The following is a 21053-nucleotide window of genomic DNA, read 5'->3' on the forward strand; positions in this document are numbered from 1 at the left end:
CTTTCAGAGGAGCAGTTCGAACATCCGGAAAACCTGGTCCCACTCGGCGGAGCCGGGGTTCTTGACGCGCGGATCGATGATCTTGAACGCCTGGGCGAGAGCCACGCTGAGGCCGCCGGCGATGGCCGGGAGCCGAGCCTCGGTGTCTTCGGAGATCGCGATCCCGAGCGGGGGACGCGACAGGAGCTGATCGAGCAGCGGCACCACTTCCAGGTCCTCGTCCATCTTGAGGAACTCGTGCATGCGCTCCTGCAGTCCCTTGGTGATCGGCAGGTCTCGCGGCTCGATGACGTCCCGCCCGTTGGCCTTGGCCGTGGCCTTGGCGAGCACGAAGAGGTCGTAGATCCTGCGGTCCAGGAACTCGTCGTACCGTTTCAGATCGCTCTTGTCGACGTCCAGGCTCGCGGCCATCCGGAAGAACCGTTCGAACCTCGCCACACCCATGACTGGCATCAGGCCTCCTGTGAGAGATGTTCGTGCACGAACCGGACGGCCATGGCGCCTTCCCCGACCGCTGAGGCCACCCGTTTGACTGAGCCGTGGCGGACGTCCCCCACGGCGAACACACCCGGCCTGCTCGTCTCCAGCACCAACGGCGAGCGAGGTACCCCGCGCCACACGTCGGCGTCGCGGAACCCCTCGGCGTCTGCCCCGGTGAGCACGAACCCGTCCTCATCGAGGGCGACCATCCCGGAAAGCCAGGCGGTGTGCGGGGAAGCCCCGATGAAGACGAACAGCGCACGGGCGTCGAGGACGCGGCGCTCACCGGTGCGGTTGTTCTCGACGACCAGGGATTCGAGACCGTCACCGCCGACGAGCTCGCGGACTTCGGTGTGGCCGAGCACGGTGATCCGCGGATGCCGTTCGACCTGGTCGACGAGGTAGCGGCTCATGTTCGCGGTGAGATCGCCGCCGCGCACCACCAGGTAGACCACCGGCGAACCTTCCGCGAGGAACACGGCCGCCTGGCCGGCCGAGTTGCCGCCGCCGACCACGGCCACGGGGGAGGCCAGGCATCGACGCGCTTCGTGCAGAGTCGCGGCGTAGTAGACGCTGGTCGCTTCGAACGTCTCGATGCCGGGTACGACGAGCCGGCGGTACCGGGCGCCCGTGGCGATCACGACAGCGCGGGTAACGATCTCGATGCCGTCGTCGAATCCGACGGCGAAGCGGCCGCCGCGTGGTTCGAGGCTGCGCGCTTCGGCCGGCACAGCGACCCGGACCCCGAACTTGGCCGCCTGGATCACCGATCGCTCGGCCAGCTCCGCGCCGGAGATCCCCGGCGGGAAGCCGAGGTAGTTCTCGATCCGGGACGTCGTCCCGGCCTGGCCGCCCGGGGCCACGGCGTCGAACGCCGACAGCCTCAACCCGTCGGAAGCGCCGTAGACCACCGCGGCCAGACCGCCGGGCCCGGCGCCGACCACGAGCAGGTCCTGTACACCGCGTTCCGGTTGCGGCGGCCGTAGCCCGACTTTCCTGGCCACCTCGGCGGTGCTCGGGTTCCGCAGCACTTCGGTGCCGTTCAGCACGACCACGGGGGTGTCCTCGACGGCGACGCCGAAGCGCTGCAGGAGCGCCTCGGCCTGCTGATCCTTCTCGACGTCGACCAGCCGGTACGGGAGCCGGTTGCGAGCCACAAACTCCAGCAGCCGCCTGGTATCCGGGGAATAGCAGGAGCCGACGATCCGCAGCCCGTGGCCGGACCCGATCAGGAGTGTCCGTCGCACGAGGTAGGCACGCAGGATCAGATCGCCGAGCACCGGATCGCCGAGCACCAGGCGCCGCACCGCGCTCACCGGGATGGTGAGCACCTCGCCGGGTTCGGCGGCCACGGCGCCGACGAACGCGGGCTGGCCTTCGAGCAGGCCGACCTCGCCCAGGAACCGGCGGGGTCCGTGCACGCGCACGACCTTCGCGTCGTCCCCGGTTCCTTCGGTGATGGCGACCTTGCCGCTCAAGACCACGAAGAACTCGGACGGTTGCCCGCCCTGCGCGTACAGCACCTCGCCCGCCTCGACCGGACGGCGGTCACCACCAGCGTGGAGCGTGCGGATCTGCTCGTCCGTGAGCCGGGGAAACGCTCCGTACGAGTCCGGCGTCTCGGTCAGCGGCGCGCCGAGGTCGATCCCGGTCGCGGCGGTCATACGAAGGTCTGATCGACGTAGCACCAGCGCCAAGTCTCCCCGGGCTCGAACGAGCGCACGATCGGGTGCCCGATGGCGTAGGCGTGCTTGCTGGCGTGCTTCATCGGCGACGAGTCGCAGCAGCCGACTTGCCCGCACGTCAGGCACAGCCGCAGGTGCAGCCACGGCGTGCCGGCGACCAGGCACTCCTCACAGCCCTGGGGGGTTCGCGGCACCACGTCCTGGACGAGCGCGAGATGCCGGTCGACGACGTGCGTCATCGCACGTCACCTTCCCTGGTCGAGGTGGTCTTGGGGGTACTTTCCGGCCGCGCCAGCGCCTGATCGAGCCACTCGCGCAGCACGGGGATTGGCGCGGCGCCCGCTTGCCGCGTGACGACTTCGCCGCCGCGCAGCACCATGAGTGTCGGCACGGACTTCACGTCGAACCGCTGGGACAGCCCGGGTGCCTTGTCGACGTCGACCTTCACGAGCTTGACCTTCCCGGCCCGCTCCCGGGCCAGCTGGGCCAGCGCGGGGCTGACCTGGCGGCAGGGCCCGCACCAGGTGGCCCAGAGGTCGACCAGCACCGGCATCGTGGCCCGCTCCGCGACTTCCGCGAAGTCGTTGTCTCCGGCGTCGACGATCCAGGGCAGCGGCTGGTGGCAATGCCCGCACTTCGGCTTGCCCGCGGCGGCGGCCGGGACGCGGTTCTTGTGGCCGCAGTGTTCGCAGACGACGGTGCCGGCGGTTCCGGTGTCGGTGCTCATGCCGCGGACCTCCCTTCGCCCCCGCTGTAGGTGACGACGAGCTCGCCGTCCTTGGCGTCGACCGTGATCACCAGCCCCTCGGTCGGTTCACCGCGCAGAAGCGTGCGGCCGATCTTGGTCTCGACCTCGTGCGAGATGTACCGGCGCAGCGGCCGGGCGCCGTACACGGGGTCGAACCCGTGCTGGGCGATGAGCTTCCTCGCTTCCGCGGTGAGCTTGACCGAGATGCCCTGTTCGGCCAGCCGGTGGCGCAGCTCGTCGAACTGCAGGTCGACGATCCGCTCGATCTCGGCCGGCCCGAGCGGGGTGAACAGCACGATGTCGTCGACGCGGTTGAGGAACTCCGGCCGGAAGTGGTGCCGCAGCTCGGCCAGCACGGCGTCCCGGGCGTCCGGCTTGATTTCGCCGGTGGAGGTGACCCCGTCGAGCAGGTGCTGCGAGCCGATGTTGGAGGTCATGATGATCACCGTGTTGCGGAAGTCGACGGTACGGCCCTGCGCGTCGGTGATCCGGCCGTCGTCGAGCACCTGGAGCAGCGTGTTGAACACGTCCGGGTGCGCCTTCTCGATCTCGTCGAACAGCACGACCGAGTAAGGCTTGCGCCGCACGGCTTCAGTGAGCTGTCCGCCCTCGTCGTAGCCGACGTAACCCGGCGGAGCGCCCAGCAGCCTCGAGACGGTGTGCCGCTCCTGGTACTCGCTCATGTCGAGCCGGACCATGTTGTCCTCGCTGTCGAACAAGGCCGCCGCCAGGGTCTTGGCCAGTTCGGTTTTCCCGACACCGGTCGGGCCGAGGAAGATGAACGACCCGATCGGCTTGCGCGGATCGCGGATGCCCGATCGCGCCCGGATGACCGCGTCGGCGACCAGCCGCACGGCCTCGTCCTGGCCGATCACCCGCTCGTGCAGGATTTCGTCGAGCCGCAGCAGCTTTACCCGCTCGCCTTCCTGCAACCGGGAAACCGGGATCCCGGTCCACGAGGCGACGATCTCGGCGATCTCGTCCTCGGTGACAACCTCGTGCAGCAGTCGCTTCCGGCCCTGCTTGCCCGCCAGCTGTTCTTCCTCCGCCGCAAGTCGGCGCTCGGCTTCGGTGATCTCGCCGTAGCGCAGCTCGGCCGCGCGGTTCAGGTCGTAGTTCCGTTCCGCTTCGTCGGCTTCGTGGCGCAGCCGTTCCAGTTCGGACCGCAGCTCCTGGACCCGCCGGATCGCCTGACGCTCGGCTTCCCACTGTGCCTTCTTCGAGTCCGCTTCGGCCCGAAGATCGGCGAGTTCCCGGTCGAGGTCCGCCAACCGTGCTTTGCTGGCCTGGTCGGATTCCTTGGACAGTGCGGCTTCCTCGATCTCCAGGCGGGTGACGCGCCGGGTGAGCTCGTCGAGTTCGGCGGGCATGGAGTCGATTTCCGTACGTAGCCGCGCGCACGCCTCGTCGACCAGGTCGATCGCCTTGTCCGGCAGGAAGCGGTCGGTGATGTAACGGTGGGACATGGTCGCGGCGGCGACCAGTGCGCCGTCCTGGATCTTGACCCCGTGGAACACCTCGAGCCGCTCCCGCAGTCCACGCAGGATCGAGATGGTGTCCTCGACGGAGGGTTCGTCGACGACGATCGTCTGGAACCGGCGCTCCAGTGCGGCGTCCTTCTCGATGTGCTTGCGGTACTCGTCGAGCGTCGTCGCCCCGATCATGTGGAGCTCACCGCGCGCCAGCATCGGCTTGAGCATGTTCCCGGCGTCCATCGCGCCTTCGGTGGCGCCGGCCCCGACGACCGTATGGAGCTCGTCGACGAAGAGCAGGATGCGTCCTTCTTCGGCTTTGACCTCGGCCAGCACGGCCTTGAGCCGCTCCTCGAATTCGCCACGGTACTTCGCCCCGGCGACGAGCGCGCCCATGTCGAGCGAGAAGATCGTTTTGTCCCGCAGGCCTTCCGGCACGTCGCCGCGCACGACTCGCTGGGCGAGGCCCTCGACGATCGCCGTTTTGCCGACGCCCGGGTCGCCGATCAGCACAGGATTGTTCTTAGTTTTCCGCGACAGGATCTGGATCACCCGGCGGATCTCGGCGTCCCGGCCGATGACCGGGTCGAGTTTGCCCGATCGCGCGTCGGCGACCAGGTCCCGGCCGTACTTCTCCAGAGCCTCGTACGCGCCCTCAGGGGTGGCCGAGGTGACCCGCTGGTTGCCGCGGATCTTGGTCAGCGCCGCCAAGAACGAATCGCGTGTCACACCGTATCGGGTCAGCAGCCGCCCCGCGGTGGACTTCGCACCCTCGTCGACGAGTGCCAGCACGAGATGTTCGACGGAGACGTATTCGTCCTTGAGCCGCTTTCCTTCCCGTTCGGCGGCGTCCAGCAGACCGGCGAGGCGCCGGGTGAGGTAGACCTGCCCGGGTGTGGTGCCGGGGCCGGTCACCTTCGGTCGCCGCGCGAGCTCGGCTTCGACGGCTTCGCGGAGACCGTCGACGTCCGCGCCCGCCTGCACGAGCAGCCGGGGCGCCAGGCCGTCGGCCTGGTCGAGCAGGGCGAGCAGCAGGTGCTCGCCGTCGGTCTCGGTGTGGTCGTGGCGCTGCGCCACGCTCTGGGCCTCCTGCAGCGCTTCCTGTGATTTCTGGGTCAGCTTGCTCATGTCCATCGCTGGTGGCTCCTGACTTGGGCTTCGAGGACGTCGAGTCGGTCCAGCAGGTCGAGCACGAGCCCGATGGCCGCGTAGTTGAGGGAAAGGCCCGTGCGCAGGCGCTGGATGCGCGCGAGGGTGTCAACGGCGGACGGCGCGAACCACAGCCGCCCGCTCGCATCGGCGGTGCCGTCGACCAGGCTCAGCGCGACGAACCGGCGGATCAGCTCCGGGTGCAGTCCGCTTCGTGCGGCTACCGTGTCGAGGCTGAGCCGGACGGGGCGCGCGAGCAGGTACTCGGCCATCAGGTCCTCCTGGGGTCGAAGTCGGACACCGCGGACAGCTCCTCGAAGAGCTCCCGCTCCCGTTTGCCGAGCTTCTTCGGCACCATCACGCGCACCTCGGCGTAGAGATCGCCCGGCTTGCCCTTGGGGTTGGGCAGGCCCTCGCCGCGCAGCCGCAGCCGCCGTCCGGTCGACGAGCCGGGCACGACCCGCACCTTGACCTCACCACCGGGCGTCAGCACGGGGACCGTGGCGCCGAGCGCCGCCTCCCACGGCGACACCGGCAGCTCGACCGTGATGTCGCGCCCGGACAGGCGGTAGCGAGGATGCGGCTTGATCCGCACCACGAGGTAGAGGTCACCGGGCGCGGCGTTCCCGGACGCCCGCCCGCCCTGACCGGCGAGCCGGATGCGCTGTCCGTCGAGCACGCCGGCCGGGATGTCGACGTCGTAACTGCGCTCGCCCGCGCCGGCGATGCTCAGGTGCCGTCGCCCGCCCCGGTACGCCTCGTCGACCGTCAGTTCGAGCTCGGCCTCCTGGTCGGCGCCCGCGACCGGCCCGCCGGAGCCCCGGCTCCGGAAGAAGCCGCCCAGCAGGTCCTCGATGTCGACGCCTTCGAAGCCCTCGAAACCGCCGGCGAAGCCCGGACCTGCCTGGCGGCCGCGGCCGCCACTCCGTCCACCGGCACCGGCGTAGACCCGCTCGTCGAAGTCGTCGGGCACGCGGCGGAAGTCCGCGCCGAACCGGTCGTACTTCTTGCGCTGCTCCGGGTCGGACAGCACCTGATAGGCCTCGCTGACCTCCTTGAAGCGCTCTTCCGCGCTCGGGTCGGAGTTCACGTCGGGATGGAGCTGCCGCGCCAGTTTCCGGTACGCCCGCTGGATTTCATCGGCGCTCGCGGTTTTGGCGACACCGAGAGCTTCGTAGAAATCGGTTGCCACCGGTCATCACCCCTGTGACTTGGACACCGTCACGGCCGTCGGCCGCAACTGGCGCCGGTCGGTCCCGTAGCCGGGGCGCACTACACGGGTCACGGTGTTCGGTTCGGTGGCCGGGTCCTCGACGACGGCGACGACCTCATGCCTGTTCGGGTCGAACCGGACGTCGGTTTCGTCGTCACGCGGGTACCCGAGACCGGCGAGCAGCTGGACGGCTTGATCCCGGATCGCGTGGACGCCCTGCACGATGGCCGACGGGTCCGCCTCGGCGTGCGCGAGCGCCAGTTCGAGGTTGTCGAGCACCGGAAGCCAGGCCGCCGCGACCCTCGCACGCTCGGCTTCCACTTCCCGCCGCAGCTCCGTGGCATGGCGCTTGCGCACGTTGTCGAGGTCGGCCAAGGCCCGCCGCCACCGGTCCTCGAGCTCGGCGAGTTTCTCCTCCGCCCCGGCCGCCGGGGCCGGCACCTCCTGCGGGCCGGGCACTGTGCCGGCCTCGGCGACCTCCGCGGAGGGGTTTCCCTGCTCCGCGGCCTTTCCTGGGGTGGTCATCGATCCGCCTCACGCCCGGTCGAAGTCCGCGTCGATCACGTCGTCCTCGTCGGCCGCCTGCTGCGCGCCGCCGCCGGAACCGCTGCCTCCTTCGCCGTCGCTGCCGCCGGTCGCCCGGGGAGCGTTGAGCCCGGCCAGCACCTGCTGCAACTCCGAGGTCAGCGAACGCGCCTGGTCCACCGGAGCCGCGTTCTTCACGGCCTCACGAGCCTGTTGGACGAGCATCTCCGCCCGCGCCTTCTCGTGCGGCGGGGTTGTGTCCGTGATCGCCCGTTCGACCTGGTACGCCGCGGAGTCGAGCAGGTTGCGCGCGTCGACCTCCTCGCGCAGTCGCAGGTCCTCGGACCGGTTGCGTTCGGCTTCGGTGACCATGCGGTCGATCTCCGCCTGGTCGAGATTCGAGCTCTCGCTGATCGTGATGCCCTGCTGCGCGCCGGTGTCCTTGTCCTTGGCGGTGACGTCGAGGATGCCGTTGGCATCGACGTCGAAGGTGACCTCGATCTGGGGCTCGCCCCGCGGCGCCGGGCGGATGTCGGTGAGCTGGAAGCGCCCGAGGACCCGGTTGTCGGCCGCCCTTTCCCGCTCGCCCTGGAGCACCACGACGTCGACCGCGGGCTGGTTGTCCTCTGCAGTGGAGAACACCTCGGTCCGCCGCGCGGGGATGGTCGTGTTGCGCTCGACGATCTTCGTCATCACGCCGCCCCGGGTTTCGACGCCGAGGGACAGCGGGGTGACGTCGAGCAACAGGACGTCCTTGACCTCGCCTTTGAGCACACCGGATTGGACCGCCGCACCGAGCGCGACGACCTCGTCCGGGTTGACGCTCATGTTCGGGTCCTTGCCACCGGTCAGCCTGCGGACCAGGCTTTGCACGGCCGGGATCCGTGTCGATCCGCCGACCAGGATGACCTCGTCGATGTCGTTCGCGGTGACCTTCGCGTCGCTCATTGCCTGCTTGACCGGGCCAAGGCACCGCTCGACCAGATCCGCGGTGATCTGTTCGAACACTGAGCGCATCAAGGTGGTCGTGAGGTGCTTCGGGCCGTCTTTGTCCGCCGTGATGAACGGCAGGCTCACGCTCGTCTGGCTGACGGAGCTGAGCTCGACCTTCGCCTTCTCCGCGGCTTCGAAGAGCCGTTGCAGCGCCTGTGGATCCGAACGCAGGTCGATGCCGTTGTCCTTCTGGAACTGATCGGCGAGGTGGTCCACGATCCGGCGGTCGAAGTCGTCACCGCCGAGGTGGGTGTCTCCGGCGGTCGACCGGACCTCGACCACGCCGTCTCCGACGTCGAGCAGGCTCACGTCGAAGGTGCCGCCGCCGAGGTCGAACACGAGGACCGTCTCGTGGCTCTTCGAGTCGAGCCCGTAGGCGAGCGCGGCCGCGGTCGGCTCGTTGATGATGCGCAGGACCTCGAGGCCGGCGATTTTGCCGGCGTCCTTGGTGGCCTGCCGCTGGGCGTCGTTGAAGTACGCCGGCACGGTGATGACAGCCTCGGTCACCCGCTCGCCGAGGAACTTGCCCGCGTCGTCGGCGAGCTTGCGCAGGATCTGCGCGCTGATCTCCTCCGGCGAGTAAAGCTTGTCGCGGACCTTGAACCGGACGACGCCGCCCTCACCCTCGACGACGTCGAAGCCGACAGCCTTGGCCTCGTCGCCGATCTCGTCGTATTTCCGGCCGATGAACCTCTTCGCGGAGTAGACGGTGCCCTTCGGGTTGAGGATCGCCTGGCGGCGGGCCAGCTGGCCGACCAGCCGCTCCCCGCTTTCGGTGAACGCGACCACCGACGGGGTGGTCCGGGTGCCTTCCGCGTTGGCGATGACCGTGGGTTCGCCGCCCTCCCAGGTGGCGATCACCGAGTTGGTCGTGCCCAGGTCGATGCCGACTGCCTTGGCCATCACACGCCTCCTTTCATCTTGCCGAGCAGGTTCTTGGCTTCGTCGGCCACGGCTTCGTCGGCGACGACCTCGTAGCGGGTTGGAGTCGTGACCCGGACCGAGGCGAAGTCGCGGCGGCCACGCTGGAGCGCGTGGGTCACGAGGCCGAAGATCGCGCCGATCACCGCGCCGAACACGAGTCCGTACACGGCGAGGGTGAAGGTCGCCAGCAAGGGCATGAACCAGTTGAAGATCCCGAACAGCCAGCCGATCAGCAGCCCCGTGATGGCACCCGAGCCGGCTCCGCGCAGCGCGGCGCCGCCGTAGTTCAGGCGCCCGACGACCTGCTCGACCAGCTTGACGTCCGAGCCGATGATGGCGACCCGCTGGACCGGGAAGCCGTTGTCCGACAGGTAGTCAACGGCACGCTCCGCTTCGCTGTAGGTCTCGTAAGCGCCGATCGGACGACGCTGGCTCGCGGCGCTCTGTTCCGATCTGAGCTGTTCCGAAGAGTGACGCGGTGGTGGCGTCGTGGCGCCGGGCTGCGCAGTCATCGTCTGGCTCCTAGGCGTTCGCGTGTTCTTCTCGAGAAGCCTTTTCGACGATCTGAGGCTTCTTCTCGCTCGTTTCGGTGCCACTGCCGATTTCGACTTTGCGAGGCTTGCTGGCTTCGGCAACCGGGATACCCAGCACGAGCACACCGTGGTCGACTTCCGCGGACAATCGCGTGCTGTCCAGGTTGTCGCCGAGGAAGAACTGGCGGCTGAACTCACCTTGCGGCCGTTCGTCGACCACCAGTTCGTCACCTTCACGGCGCAGCGGGGCGCGACGGGCTCGCACGGTGACCACGTTGCGTTCCACCGTGACGTCGACGTCGCCGGGGTCCACTCCCGGTAGATCCAGCGCGACGATGAACTGGTCGCCGCGGCGGAAGGCCTCGATCGGCATCGCCCGCGGACCGCGGGCGCCTACCATGGCCTGCTCGGTCAACCGTTCGAGATCGCGGAACGGGTCGAAACGCATTAATGTCATAACTCTCCTCATTCCGGGCACCTGTCAGGAAGAGACGTACCGCGTCCAACGGACTATGTGACGCGTTCTCCTGGCGGGCACGAGTTGCGGGTACCGCGAGAAGCGAGACCGTCGCAGTGGCCTCTTGGGACACAACACATCGTGACAAGGACGGCCATGGTCGCGCGTGCGCCTGGCAGGTCGAAATTCGCGCGGACGATCGACCCGGCAGAGCAGGATCATCCGTGTAAGATTTTGTCCAGTCGGCGGTCGGAGGCCCGGATGTCACCCGCGGCGGCGGGCGGAGCCCACCAAGATCTACAACGGTCGGACAGCTGGTGGCGTGGCCACTTGTCGAATTTGCGCGGGCTGTTCGACGGCCGTGAAGCCGACGACATCATTCGGCTTGCCGCCACGTCGCTGTTGTCGCTGAGCGGCTGCGGGGCCAAGGCGGCGTACCTGATCATCGACGGCGCACTCAGCCGTCGGGATGACGCGGAGCCGGACGCGGAGCTCGACCGGCAGGTCCGGTTCCTCGACGGCGGCAGCGGCCCGCTCGTCCTACCCGACGGTGATTGGTACTGGGGCTTCGCGCTGCGCGGGCTGAGCAGCCTGAGAGGCTACCTGGTGGTGCACGCGGCAATGGAGCCGTCGAAGGACGAGTTCTTTTTGCTCGAAGGGCTCAGCCAGCAGACGGCGGATGCGCTGGCGAACGCCGCGCTCCACCGGCGAGAGCGGAAACAGGCCCTCGACCTGCAGGATCTCAACGGCAGGCTGTCCGCATCGGTCGCCCGACTCGAGCAACAGACGCACGTGCACGAGGTCCTCACCAACATCTCCGTGTCCGGTGCGGGCGAGCCTGGCATCGCCCACGCGCTGCACCAGCTGACATCGTTGCCGGTCGCGATCGAAGACCGGTTCGGCAACCTGAAGGCCTGGGCCGGTCCCAGCAAGCCAGATCCGTACCCGAAGCCCATATCCCACCGGCGCGAGGAGCTCCTCAGGCGCGCCGCGGCGGTCCCGCATCCGGTCCGGGAGAAGGATCGGTTGATCTCGCTGGTCAAACCGCGCTACGAGGTGCTCGGCGTGGTGGCGCTCGTGGACCCCCGCAGGACCGTGGGCAGCCACGAGATGTTCGCGCTCGAATACGGGACGACGGTGCTGGCGCTGGAGCTGTCCCACCAGCGCAATCTCGCCGAGGTCGAGCTACGCCTGCACCGTGACCTGGTCGACGACCTGATCACCGGCACCGACGACGAGAGCGCCTACGCTCGCGCCGATGCGATCGGGCACGATCTGCGCGGCCCTCATTGCGTGATCGTCGTCCAATGGAGCGGGAAGCAGGCCGACGACGCTGTCGCCGCAGTCACCGGCCGGGCGGCTGCCTCGTTACAGCTGAGCTCGATGATCTCGCGGCGCGCGGGAGCGGTGGTGCTCCTCGTCCGCGGCCGCCCGGACGGGGACGCGCTGTACCGCACCCTTTCGAAGAGCCTCGGAAGCGCCTGTGCGATCGGGGTCGGTGCCCGCTGCGACAGCCCTCACGACTTTCCGAGGTCTCACTCGGAAGCCTTGCGAGCCTTGGACATCCGCCAGAAATCAAGGTCACCCAATGGTGCGACGACATTCGACCAACTGGGCCTTTATCGAATTCTGGACACCGGAGAGAATCGCGCCGAAATCGTCGCGTTCGTGCGGGAATGGCTCGGCCGGCTTCTCGACTACGACGAGCAAAAGAACACGAGTCTGGTCCAGACGCTGTCGCAGTACCTCGAATGCGGCGGTCACTACGACAAGACCGCTTCCGCGCTGGTGATCCACCGGAGTACCCTGCGCTACCGGCTGGGCCGGATCCGAGAGATCACCGACCGCGACCTCAATGACGTCGAAAGCAGGCTCAACTTGCACGTGGCCACCAGGGCGTGGCAGGTGCTACGGGGTTCTGAGTGAACGGGGAGGGCCCGTGGGCAGCGACGGTAGTGGTCTTGCTTCTCGCCGGTGTGGCCGCGCCCAAACGCCAGCTTACCCAATTGCATTTGACGATTCGCGACGGCGAATCGCGGTCGGTTGCTCGAGATGCTCGACGACGTCGAGCCTTTGGGAGTCTGCGTAACCGGTCGGCAAGGTGGCCTCGGCGTGGGCGACGATCTTGACTCCGCGAAGGAGACGGCCGTGGTTCGCCGGTCTTTTGGGCTGCGGTACTGCGAGGTCCGCTGCGGGTAATCCTCAGCTGTACGGGTGGGTCTGACGGCGTGTCTGCCATCAAGTCGCGGCCCCGCGAACGGTGAGCTGCGGATCGTCTCTGGCGATTCGGGTCCAAACGCGAACGTCGAGGGTGAAGAAGGTGTCCAGACCGGCTTCGGGCTCGTGGTGCCAGGCCGGGAGTGCCTGGCCCAAGCTTCGGCCTGGCGGGGGTGTGGCTTTCGGCGATTGAGCCAGAGCGCCATGCACGCGGGGTCGATCCGGGCGGCGCCGAGGCCGCAACTGGATCGGGGCCCAGTCGACGGTCAGTCTGGCGGTCACCTGTGCGGGGTGTTCGCGACTTCTCGGCGGGTTGCTTCGATGTCGCGGTATCTCTGTCATCCGAGCGCGGTCAGCAGCGCGGTGAGGGCGGGTTTCTCGGTGGCCGGGTTCGGGCTCGTTGCGCGCAGTTGAAGGACGGTGTCGATCTTGCCGTCGATGGTGGTCCAGGCGGCGTCGTCCCGGGGTTTGAGGCGGGCTTCGGCGTTGTCCCCTGCGCGATCACGCCGCCGGCGAACACGCCCTCGACACGAGTGATGTCGGAGAGGGTCGTTTTCCTGGGCCGCCGGGTGACCAAGGTGTCAGCCCCTGTCGCTCTCTGCCGTCGTGTTTCCAACCTCTCGGGCTCGCTCATGCCGCACTGTGCCGCCCGGTCGCGCAGTGGTTGAACGGGTTCTTCCAGCGGCGGCGGGCGCCCGGCGGTGGTGTCCGACGGTCGCCGGGAACACCTACCGCCGGTTGCCGATGCGGGAGCGGTCGCGAAGGGCAGTTCGCTCGCGTCCACCGTGTGCACTTGCGGCGGCGCCGAGGGCGGGAGCGTGGTGATCATCCGCACTGTGACGGCCATCATGGGTACGGTCGTCGGCCTGACCTTTTTCTGCGGCTTCGGCAATGTGCTGGGGCTTGTTCTTCGGTTGGGTGTGCCTGTATGGGTGGCGCCGCTCATTGCGCCCGCGGTTGATCTGACTTTTGTGGCATTGCTCGTCGCGGTTCGTCGGCTGTCGGTGTGTGGCTCGCCTTCTGTGAGCATGCGGTCTGCGCGGCGGCTGTTGGTTGGTGCGAGTGCGGTGACGTTGGCGTTGAACGTGGCCGAACCACTCGTTGCTGGCGAGGTCGGCAAGGCGTTGTTCGACGCGGTGGGGCCGCTGCTGTTGATCGGCTGGTCAGAGGTCGGTCCCGGCCTGCTGCAGGCGATCGGCCACACGAACCGTCTGGGGGTTTCGCACGAACTCGCCGGGTCCGAAGCGACCGAGCGGGCAAGCTCGGTTGATCTCACGCAGGAGACGCAGGCTCAACGCGACGAGGGCGTCCCGCAGCAAGGTGCTGGGCAAGCGGTTGCCGCCCGGGTGCCGGAGGCCCTCTTGGCGCAGGCCCGGCAAGAAGACGCGGCCCATCGCATGGCTCTTCAGAAACCGATTTCCGCCGACACGCTGAGGGCTCGACTTGGAGTTGGCGCTGTCCGGGCCCGTCAGCTCGTCAAGATCGTGCGGTCCGAGTTCGACGAGCAGGCGGCTGGTCATCGACCTGCGTGCGAGCGCCACCCCCACATTGCCATCTAGGTTCAACGCCAACGGCGTGGCCCGTTGCGATTCAGCGGCCCGTGCTCGGTTAACAGGATTGGTGGAAGTCCGGCATTTCGAGCAAGTTAAAGGAATTCCTAATTGATGGTAATATTTTCGGCCTCATCGCTATTTACGTTTTTCTAACGACGATCCGGAGTGGTTAGCCCTAACGGCTGATTTGTTTCGCTGGGAGGCTGTGTAACTTCGTCTCGCGGCCTGAGATCCTGGCGGCGTGCGAGCTGATGACCTGTGGTCATCCAGGGGTGGAAGGCTAATGCTGTGCCTGGTGGACTGAGGTCGTTGTCTAGTCGTGCGCGAAGACTCCCGGTCAATCGTTGGGTTAATTCCCGTGCAAGTCGAGTGCTAGTGTCCCTTTTTGCTGTTGTGGGACTGGTAGCCGGAGAGACTGCTGCTTCAGCATCGACGGTAGCGCCTGATTCGCGAACCGTGGGTGTCGAAGCAGCGTCCACTGCCAATCCTCGTGATTTCGGCACAAATTCAGCGCAGTCGGCAGATTCTGTGATCGATGGACATGGCGATCAGGCGGGATATCACCTGTTGGTGGCCCGTGAGGCATCCGGTTTCCAGTGGCGTGAAGTCGCCTTGCTGCGGCCTGCCGGGTTGGACGAGGCGTCCTGGACGGGATATCAATGTCTGTCCGGTGATGGCCGGTTCGCCGCTGTCTCAATATTGCCGACGTCGGCAGTGAATGAGCAGACGTCCCGTGACCATGGGGCTTTCGCTTATAGCGTCGACTTGACGTCTGGCGCAGTTCATCCGGTGGCTGAGGGTGTGAGCCTGAAGTACTACTCGCCGGGATGTGGGAGCGGGGACGAGGCGGTGTTCACCGCGGAAGTCGGCGCCAATGACGCGAAAACCGAGTTGGTGAGCGCGAACCTGGCGTCGGGCAAGGTCGATAGTGCGACGACGGTGTCCGGGCAGGTCACATCCGCCGTGCCAGCCAAGGGCGGCACCGTCGGCGTCGCGGGCACGCAGATTGAGTCGATCACACCGGACGCGCACGTGTCCGTCCTTGCTTCGGCTCCCGGAGACGCCTACGACCTCCGACCGTCAGGCGATGGCGGCGTGAACTTCCTCGCTTCCAAGCCGGGCTCGGACACCGCTGTCGCAATCCACGAGGTCAACGGCAAAACCGAGCAGCTGGCCAGCGGAAACCGCACCCGTGTGCAGTTATTCTCCGGCCGCGCCGGCCATTCGGTGCTCGCGGGCGCCGCCCACACCCAGCCGGCCGCTCTGCAGACAGCTGGCGTCCGCGCGATCGCGGACAGCGGGTTCGCTCACGCCGCCACCTCCTCATCTCTCGACGGCGATGCCCTACTCGGGCCGAACTCCCACTCGCAAACCACCGATCCCGTGTTCCGATCGACCAGCACCGGCAAAATCCTGACCCGCGCGGCAGCGAAGACCGCCGCGCCGGCGACCACCGCGCTGCCCACGTACAAGCTGTCCGCGGCAACGACCCCACCGCTTTCTCTGCCGGCGGGACGGCTGCAACCCAAAGCCGACGCGGCCACGAGCGGCGCAGCAGCGCCGAGCCAAGCCGCGGCCGCCCAGACTCCCACGTGCGCCGTGCCCCGCCTGGACACGACGAAACAGGTCATGCAACCGGCCCCGGCCCAGGTGAACTGGGCAGTGCAGATGGCCGAGCAGGGACTGCTCACCGGTAGCGCCTACACCCGGCCGACTGGATTCGACAACCTCGGTCTCGCCGCCTATGCCCCGAACAGCGACTTCCCGCTTATTCCGCTCAACCACCCCGCTGGCGGGTGGAGCACCGTTCCACGGCCGGTTTTCGAAGGGATCATGGCCCAGGAATCGAACTGGTCCCAGGCGTCCTGGCACGCTCCGGCCGGCACAGCCGGCGACCCCCTGATCGCGGACTACTACGGCGCAGGCGGCGACATTCGATCGATCAACTACGCGGGTGCCGACTGTGGTTACGGAATCAGCCAGGTCACCGACGGCATGCACATCGGTGACCACTCGCTCTCGGCCCATGGGCAGATCAAGGTCGCGGTCGACTACCAGGAGAACATCGCCGCGGGACTGCAGATCCTCGAGGACACCTGGAACCAGCTGTACACCGACGGCATCATCGCCAACAACGGCGATCCCAAGTACCTCGAAAACTGGTACTTCGCCATCTGGGCCTACAACTCCGGGATCCAACCCAACGCTGCCAACGGCAACACCACCGGCTGTACCCCCGGCCCTACGTGCATGGGCCCGGACGGCACCTGGGGACTGGGCTGGACAAACAACCCCGACAACCTCGACTACCCGCCCAACCGCGACCCCTACCTGCAAGACACCTACGCCGACGCCGCGCACCCGGCCAGCTGGCCCTACCAGGAGCGGGTACTCGGCTGGATGGCGTCGCCGTTGATCCGCTACGGCGACCGAGCGTACGCGACGGCCTCCTACAATGGCGGGAAAACCTGGATCCAGCCGGCGCCGTTCTCGAGCTTCTGCTCCCTGGCGAACAACCAGTGCGACCCGGTCAACACCAACCCGACCAACCCCGGCGCCAGCCACTGCATGCTTAACGACTTCGAATGCTGGTGGCACCAACCCGTGACGTGGATCTCCAGCTGCGCCACAACGTGCGCAACCAGCGCCTACGCCGTCGGCACCGGATCAACCGAACCGGCCAACCCGACCCACAACCCGCCGACGTGCACTCTCGACACCTCCAAGGTCGCCGCGAACTCGATCATCGTCGACGACGAACCGACACCCCCGCTGAACCTGCAAGGCTGCGGCGCATCGAACTGGTCCAGCAACGGCTCGTTCAACTTCCAGTACGGCACGAACTCCGCAGGCGACCCCATCGGCGCCATCGACACGCACCAACTCGGCACAGGACTGGGCGGCCACATTCTCTTCAGTCACACCGAAACAGGCGCAGAACCAAATCTGATCAACACCGGTATCTGGACCCCGAACTTGCCGTCGCTGCAGTACTACAAGGTCAAGATCCACATCCCCGGCCTGGGCGCAGAGGCCACCAACGTCGTCTACGTCATCAACCCCGGCGGCGGCGTCGCTCCGTGGAAGATCAGGGTCAATCAGGCGTGGAACTCTGAGCAATGGGTGACCATCGGGACCTTCGCCATGGAAAACGGTGCGAACGTCGTGTTGTCCAACGAAAGCGCCACCGTGAACACCAGCGGCCACAACTACGCCGACTTCGACGTCGCCTACGACGCCATCGCGTTCGTGCCGATGGGCGGCACCCCTGGCCAACCCATCGGCGGACCACCCGGCGTCCAGGACGCACCCCGCGGCAGCAACCCCGCCTTCATCGCCTGCGGCTGCGCTAAACGCACCGCCGGTGACCCGGTGGACACCAGCACCGGCTACTTCGGACAGGACTTCACCGATCTTTCCACACCGGGGCGGGGCATGGCCCTGGCCTTCACCCGCAGCTACGCCGAGAGCATCGCCGACCCCGCCGGCCCCAACGGTTCTCTCGCCGTGGACGGCCCCTTCGGCTACGGGTGGACCGACTCATACAACCTCTCCGCAACAACGGATCCCGGTACAGGCAACGTCACCGTTCACCAGGAAGACGGTTCCGCCGTCACCTTCGTCGAGAATTCCGGCAACTACACACCGGCCGCCCCACGTTTTGACGCCACCCTCACCAAGAACGGCGCGAACTACACCTTCGTTCGGCGCGGCAGCCAGTTCTTCACATTCGACACCACGACCGGCCACCTGACCGCCGAGACCGACCTCGCCGGCAGCAAAGCGACCCCGACCTACCAGACCACGCTGGCCTACGACTCCGGTGGGCACCTCTCGACCGTTACCGACCCAGGCCATCGCACCTACACCCTGACCTGGAGCGGCAACCACATCACCGGCCTCATCGACAGCGCCGGGCGCCAAGTCGACTACGGCTACAACGCCACGGGTGACCTCACCGACGTCTACGGCGTCGGAACCACGCGCACGCCCACACGTGCCGATGACGACCACACGCAATACACCTACGACGGCCATCACCTGATGACCTCGATGCGCACCCCGAACAACTTCGGCGGCCCCGCAGGCGTGGCGACGACCATGGTCTACGACACGGCCGAACGCGTGCACACCCAGACCGACGCCGACGGCGACGCCACCACCTTCACCTATGGGCCGGACGGCGGACTCTCCACAGGCCAGGTCCTCGTCACCGATCCCTCCGGGCACAAGACCCTCGACACGTACCAGAACGGCCTGCTCGTCTCCGAGACCCACGGCTACGGCACTTCCGACGCCGGAACCAGCTCGTACACCTATGACCCTGTGACGCTCGGAGTGTCCACCCAGACCGATCCCGACGGCGGCTTCGAGACGTTCACCTACGACGACCACGGCAACAAGTCGTCAGAGTCGAACGCGCTCGGCTACACCACGAACTACTCCTACGACGACGCCGGCAACGTGATCGAAACCATCGACCCGAACGGGATCGCCACGGTCAACCAGTACGACCAAGCAGGGCAAATCCCCGACTCGGCAAACGGAATCCGAGACCTCACCTCCACCACGACCACCCAGGTCGACAACGTCGTCGAGTCCACCACCGGCAACTTCGGAACCGAACCGGTCCGCACCGTTACCTACCACTACGACGACCCCGCCCACCCCGCCGACCGCACCCGGACAACCGACCCACGCAACAACACCACCACCGAAACGTACGACGCCTACGGAGACAACACCTCCAGCTCCGACCCCCTCGGCGACACCACGAAATACGCCTACGACACCAACACCGGCCAGCGCACCTCCAGCGTCGACCCGAACGGCACCGCCGCCGGCGTCACACCGAGTTGCGCACCCCCCGCCACCGGCTGCACGACCTTCACCCTCAATGCCAAGGGGCAACTGTTGCAGACGACCGACGCACTCGGGCACGCCACCAAGAACACCTACGACAGCGATGGCAACAAAACATCCGCCATCGACGCGAACAACCACACCACCACCTACACGTTCGATCCGGCCGACCGCATGACAACAACAACCATGCCGGACAACAGCACCCGGAAAACCGACTACAACCCCGACGGCACCACCGCCGACACGATCGACGGACTCGGCGCCCGAACCTCCTTCGGCTACGACGGCCAAGGCCGCAGCCACACCCGCACCGACCCCGACAACCGGACGATCACCACCAACCTCGACCACGCCGGACGCGTCCACACCATCGTCGACGCCGCCGGCCGCACCACCACCATGGGCTACGACCTGGCCGGCGAACTCGCGTCCGTCTCCTACTCCGACAGTGCCACCCCCGGCGTGACCTACGACTACGACCCCGCCGGGCAACGGGTCGACATGAACGACGGCACGGGCACGTCCACCTGGACCTACAACGCGTTCGGCGAAGTGAGCGAAAGCCAACAAGGCTCCGGTTCCACCGTCACCTACGGCTACGACGACGCCGGAAACCAGAACGCGATCACCTACCCCGGCCAAAGCGCCGCCGTGGCCCGCGCATTCGATCCGGCCAACCGGCTCACAAGCGTCACTGACACCGCCGGCAACGCCACCACCTTCGGCTACACCCGCGACAGCGACGTGCTGACGACGACTTACCCCAACGGCGCCACCGTCACCAACGGCTACGACACCGCAGACCGACTGCACACCACCGTCGCCACCACCGGAAGCACCACCGACGTCGCACAGACCTTCGACCGAGACCCACTCGGACAGCTCACCACCGAAAGCACCGGCGCCACGAGCAAAACGTACGGCTACACCAGCCGCGAACAGCTCTCCAGCGTCACCGCCGCAGGCAACACCGCCGGATACGGCACCGACCCAGCCGACAACCCGACCACCGTCGGCACCGCCACCCAGGCCTTCGACCCTGCCGGACAGCTCTGCTGGACGCTCCCAACCGGAACCACCCCCAACCCAGCCTGCACCACAGCACCGAGCGGAGCCACGGGGTACACGTACAACGCCCAAGCCGAGCGCACAGCCGCTACCCCGGTGGCGGGCCCCACCACGACCGAGACCTACGACCAAGCAGGCCACCTCGCCACCTTCACCGGCCCTGCCGGCAGCTCCACTTACCGCTACGACGGGCTTGGACAACGCACCTCTAAAGCCACAGCGACCTCGGCGATCGCCTTCACCTGGGACGGATCAACGACACCCAACCTGCTCTTCGACGGCACGATGGCCTACCTCTACGGCCCTGACGGGCTGCCGATCGAACAAACCGGACCCGCAGGCACCAACTGGTTTGTCCACAACAACATCGGCTCCACCATCGCTCTGCTGACCAACGCCGGAACCGTGGGCGCGACCTACGCCTACAGCCCCTACGGCGCGGCCTCCCACACCGGCACCGCAACCACCTCGCTGCAGTACACCGGCCAGTACCTCGACAGCGAATCCGGCTTTCTCTACCTGCACGCCCGCTACTACGACCCGACCACCGCCATGTTCCTCACCGTCGACCCCGACGTCGACGCCACACATGCGGCCTACGGCTACGCCGGCGACAACCCCGTCAACGCCAGCGACCCCGGAGGACTGGCCAGCCTCTGCACGTACGCGCAGGAAAAGCACGACCCAGCCCTGATCGCCCGCGACTGCAAAGCACCCACCCAAACGCCGGACCCCAACCGCTGCCCACGAATCAACGAGGACGGCCTCGGGTGTGCGGACGCGGCCTGGAACCAAGCCCACCCCTTCAGCCAAGGCACCAGCGGCGTCTGCTTGGGCGGCACTCTCGCGGTAGGCGTTGGGGTCACCGGCAACTTCTGCCTCGCGGCCACGGGATCCAGCATCGGATTGACGGGAAGCTGCGGGATCGTTCTCGGCGTCAGCGGGGAATTCGGCCTGACAGGGTTCACCTCGAACGCCAAGAAGATCAGTGATCTCACAAAGGGCTTCGGGTCTACTTCCGGATCCGGCCTCGGACCGTTTGGTTTTTCCGATTCGTGGGGGCCCTCAGACGACGGCTTCGTCAACGTGTTCGGGCTCGCTGTCGGCTTGGGGGCGGGTTTTTGGACCGGCCCCACCTACACGTGGCTAATACTCGGTGGGTGAACCAGC

14 protein-coding genes are annotated in these 21053 nt (G+C 67.2%); 3 read left to right on the top strand and 11 right to left on the bottom strand.

All coding sequences use genetic code 11. From position 1 onward, the window contains the following. Window positions 1-3 precede the first annotated feature (3 nt). The 11 genes from ABZU76_RS33905 to ABZU76_RS33955 are packed head-to-tail and all read right to left on the bottom strand — an operon-like array spanning window position 4 to window position 10179. Complete coding sequence (locus tag ABZU76_RS33905; RefSeq protein ID WP_354876807.1) at window positions 4-453, bottom strand: DUF1931 family protein; 450 nt, start codon at window positions 451-453, stop codon at window positions 4-6. Beyond that, entirely contained in the window at window positions 453-2144 is a 1692-nt protein-coding gene (locus ABZU76_RS33910) for an FAD-dependent oxidoreductase (protein ID WP_354876810.1), read from the bottom strand. Before ABZU76_RS33910 ends, ABZU76_RS33905 begins: the two co-directional genes overlap by 1 nt. Continuing rightward, window positions 2141-2404 carry a UBP-type zinc finger domain-containing protein gene (locus ABZU76_RS33915; RefSeq protein WP_354876813.1) on the bottom strand — a complete coding sequence of 88 codons (264 nt, stop codon included), beginning with the start codon at window positions 2402-2404 and terminating at the stop codon, window positions 2141-2143. The genes ABZU76_RS33910 and ABZU76_RS33915 overlap by 4 nt, the downstream gene beginning before the upstream one ends. Further along, window positions 2401-2892, bottom strand: a complete 492-nt coding sequence (gene trxA, locus ABZU76_RS33920; protein ID WP_354876816.1) for a thioredoxin — start codon at window positions 2890-2892, stop codon at window positions 2401-2403. Before trxA ends, ABZU76_RS33915 begins: the two co-directional genes overlap by 4 nt. Beyond that, entirely contained in the window at window positions 2889-5519 is a 2631-nt protein-coding gene (gene clpB / locus ABZU76_RS33925) for an ATP-dependent chaperone ClpB (RefSeq protein WP_354876819.1), read from the bottom strand. Before clpB ends, trxA begins: the two co-directional genes overlap by 4 nt. After that, complete coding sequence (locus ABZU76_RS33930; RefSeq protein WP_354876822.1) at window positions 5510-5806, bottom strand: chaperone modulator CbpM; 297 nt, start codon at window positions 5804-5806, stop codon at window positions 5510-5512. The genes clpB and ABZU76_RS33930 overlap by 10 nt, the downstream gene beginning before the upstream one ends. Continuing rightward, complete coding sequence (locus tag ABZU76_RS33935) at window positions 5806-6726, bottom strand: J domain-containing protein (RefSeq protein WP_354876825.1); 921 nt, start codon at window positions 6724-6726, stop codon at window positions 5806-5808. Before ABZU76_RS33935 ends, ABZU76_RS33930 begins: the two co-directional genes overlap by 1 nt. A gap of 6 nt (window positions 6727-6732) precedes the next feature. Then, window positions 6733-7272, bottom strand: coding sequence for a nucleotide exchange factor GrpE (locus tag ABZU76_RS33940; RefSeq protein WP_354876828.1), 540 nt, complete (start codon window positions 7270-7272; stop codon window positions 6733-6735). Window positions 7273-7281: 9 nt separating this feature from the next. Further along, complete coding sequence (dnaK, locus tag ABZU76_RS33945) at window positions 7282-9168, bottom strand: molecular chaperone DnaK (protein ID WP_354876831.1); 1887 nt, start codon at window positions 9166-9168, stop codon at window positions 7282-7284. After that, window positions 9168-9701 carry a general stress protein gene (locus ABZU76_RS33950; protein WP_354876834.1) on the bottom strand — a complete coding sequence of 178 codons (534 nt, stop codon included), beginning with the start codon at window positions 9699-9701 and terminating at the stop codon, window positions 9168-9170. Before ABZU76_RS33950 ends, dnaK begins: the two co-directional genes overlap by 1 nt. Before the next feature lie 10 nt (window positions 9702-9711). Further along, window positions 9712-10179, bottom strand: coding sequence for an Hsp20/alpha crystallin family protein (locus ABZU76_RS33955; protein ID WP_354877012.1), 468 nt, complete (start codon window positions 10177-10179; stop codon window positions 9712-9714). A gap of 330 nt (window positions 10180-10509) precedes the next feature. Here ABZU76_RS33955 and ABZU76_RS33960 point away from each other — a divergent pair, with 330 nt between their 5' ends. From ABZU76_RS33960 to ABZU76_RS33970, 3 genes are all read left to right on the top strand, one after another. Continuing rightward, a complete protein-coding gene (locus ABZU76_RS33960; RefSeq protein WP_354876837.1) occupies window positions 10510-12105 on the top strand; it encodes a helix-turn-helix domain-containing protein in 1596 nt (531 codons plus the stop codon). Between the two features lie 1109 nt (window positions 12106-13214). Next, window positions 13215-13955 (top strand): hypothetical protein, encoded by a 741-nt coding sequence (locus tag ABZU76_RS33965; RefSeq protein ID WP_354876840.1) that lies wholly within the window; start codon window positions 13215-13217, stop codon window positions 13953-13955. Between the two features lie 450 nt (window positions 13956-14405). Next, window positions 14406-21047 (top strand): RHS repeat-associated core domain-containing protein, encoded by a 6642-nt coding sequence (locus ABZU76_RS33970; protein WP_354876843.1) that lies wholly within the window; start codon window positions 14406-14408, stop codon window positions 21045-21047. Window positions 21048-21053 lie beyond the last annotated feature (6 nt).

The organism is Amycolatopsis sp. NPDC005232 (assembly GCF_040607795.1).
GTDB lineage: Bacteria > Actinomycetota > Actinomycetes > Mycobacteriales > Pseudonocardiaceae > Amycolatopsis.

Coding starts and splice junctions, on each gene's coding strand:
- ABZU76_RS33915 (WP_354876813.1), bottom strand. CDS start 2,404: ATGACGCACGTCGTCGACCGGCATCTCGCGCTCGTCCAGGACGTGGTG.
- trxA (WP_354876816.1), bottom strand. CDS start 2,892: ATGAGCACCGACACCGGAACCGCCGGCACCGTCGTCTGCGAACACTGC.
- ABZU76_RS33910 (WP_354876810.1), bottom strand. CDS start 2,144: ATGACCGCCGCGACCGGGATCGACCTCGGCGCGCCGCTGACCGAGACG.
- clpB (WP_354876819.1), bottom strand. CDS start 5,519: ATGGACATGAGCAAGCTGACCCAGAAATCACAGGAAGCGCTGCAGGAG.
- ABZU76_RS33940 (WP_354876828.1), bottom strand. CDS start 7,272: ATGACCACCCCAGGAAAGGCCGCGGAGCAGGGAAACCCCTCCGCGGAG.
- ABZU76_RS33955 (WP_354877012.1), bottom strand. CDS start 10,179: ATGACATTAATGCGTTTCGACCCGTTCCGCGATCTCGAACGGTTGACC.
- ABZU76_RS33930 (WP_354876822.1), bottom strand. CDS start 5,806: ATGGCCGAGTACCTGCTCGCGCGCCCCGTCCGGCTCAGCCTCGACACG.
- ABZU76_RS33950 (WP_354876834.1), bottom strand. CDS start 9,701: ATGACTGCGCAGCCCGGCGCCACGACGCCACCACCGCGTCACTCTTCG.
- ABZU76_RS33905 (WP_354876807.1), bottom strand. CDS start 453: ATGCCAGTCATGGGTGTGGCGAGGTTCGAACGGTTCTTCCGGATGGCC.
- dnaK (WP_354876831.1), bottom strand. CDS start 9,168: ATGGCCAAGGCAGTCGGCATCGACCTGGGCACGACCAACTCGGTGATC.